Source organism: Synergistaceae bacterium, from assembly GCA_012728235.1.
Classification (GTDB): domain Bacteria; phylum Synergistota; class Synergistia; order Synergistales; family Synergistaceae; genus JAAYFL01.
Genome location: JAAYFL010000151.1, coordinates 1 through 1,762, shown reverse-complemented (window position 1 = coordinate 1,762; position 1,762 = coordinate 1). Strand labels below are relative to the sequence as shown.

The 1,762-nt window shown below is 47.6% G+C and carries 2 protein-coding genes; both read right to left on the bottom strand.

Translation table 11 applies throughout. The features are described 5' to 3' along the window. The coding region (locus tag GXZ13_07775) for a MoeA protein (protein NLX75701.1) at positions 1-1,166 on the bottom strand (1,166 nt) is incomplete at its 3' end. A gap of 1 nt (position 1,167) precedes the next feature. Next, positions 1,168-1,762, bottom strand: a 595-nt coding sequence (locus GXZ13_07770) for a molybdopterin molybdenumtransferase MoeA (GenBank protein ID NLX75700.1), incomplete at its 5' end; no start/stop codon positions are given.

Below are 1,762 nucleotides of genomic sequence, written 5' to 3'. Positions count from 1 at the left end.
CTAACCTCCACTTCTTCACCCCTAAGCATTCCTTCGGAATTTCTAGGTACTATTAAATAACCATCACTGCGAGCAAGAGACAAAGAAGCCCCCGCTCCCCTATCCATGGGGGTAACCTTGTAGGACCCATCCACCCTGCCCAGCCTAACCCTTACATACTCCTGGTTAGATAGACTTGATGTAACTCTGCGGGTCAAGGTCCCTGTAATAACTGGCTTTATCTCTTTTGGTAGATGGGCCTTCTTTCTTAAGATAGGCACCACCAGCTCTTCGTAAACAACATGGGTAGACACTGGATAGCCAGGAAGGCCTATAAAGGGCTTATCCCCTACCACACCTAAAACCGCTGGCTTTCCAGGTTTTATATCAATGCCGTGAACCAGCAGCTGGCCCAGCTCCTCACAGATAGTAGACGTTAGATCATCCCTACCTGCAGAGCTACCAGCAATCATAACTATTATATCAGCATCTAGGCTTTTTTTCACTGCCTCAAGAAGGGTGTCTTTGTCATCCTTAGCAATAGAAAGCCTCCTACTAACCCCACCATTAAGCTTGGCTAGAGCCTCCAGCATGGCGGTATTTGACTCAATTATCTGGCCCTTTTCTGGGCTGCCATCAATTATTTCATCCCCTGTTGGAATAAAGACTATCTCCGGCTTTTTATAGACCTCTATCTCCTCAATACCTGAAGCCAAAAGAACACTTAAATCCACCGGTGAAAAGACATGCTCCACTGTAAAAAGCAGGTCCTTTTCAATTATATCCTCCCCCATGGGCCTAACATGCTCCCAGGCATGGGCTGGTTCAAGGATTAAAAAGCCTTCTTCGGCTACTACAAGATCCTCAGCCATGATAACGCTATCATAGGGAGCTAGGAGGGGATCTCCTGTATCACAGTCTAGATAGTCCCCTTCTTTAAGTAGTAGAGGCCTATGCTTTCTTGCATCTAGAGTGGTCCTACTACTAACCATGATGCCATCCATAGCGCAGCTATGAAAATAAGGGGAACTCAGCCTAGCAAAGATTGGCCCTGCACTAACCCTGCCAAGGGCCTTTCTAACTGCTATAGTCTCGGTCTTTTTTTCTTTATAAAAACTGTTAAGAGCCCCGTCTAAAAGGTTCCTAGCCTCCTCTAGGCTCTTTGTCGATAAATATACATTTCTCATATCAGTCTAAGGGGTAGACCTGGACTAGGTCCTGACCCACTGCTCCCTCCTCCCTATCCTCCAAAATAAAGTATCCCTGGGCTCTGGCCAAAACCGATAGGCTACCTGAAGCCCCAAATATAGGCCTGGCCCAAAGCTCTCCATCTTTATAGTCAAGCTCTACTGGCTGGTAGAGGGTCCTACCAGGAGTTGCTGCCATGTTGTGGCTAAGTCTAGCCTCTACATAGAGCCTCTTATCCAGCCCATAGTAGTCTCTAAAGGCCTCTTCAACCAGGGCCATAAAGACTATAAAAGAGCTAACAGGATGGCCTGGTAGCCCTAGGATAACCTTTTTCCCATCGGAAGCTAGGATGGTGGGCTTGCCCGGCTTTATGGACAGGCCATGAAAGAGCAGGCCTGGCTCCATCTTAGACAAAATAGAAGCTAGGTAATCCTTGTCTCCTTGTGAGGAGCTTCCACTGACCATTATAAAATCTGCCTCATAGGCTAGGGCCTCTGTCAGCTCCTGCCTATCATCTGCTACCCTGGTCTTTCCAAGGACCTCAAAACCCAGGTCCTGGGCCAGGGCTTCAACTGAAAAACCATTAACATCCCTG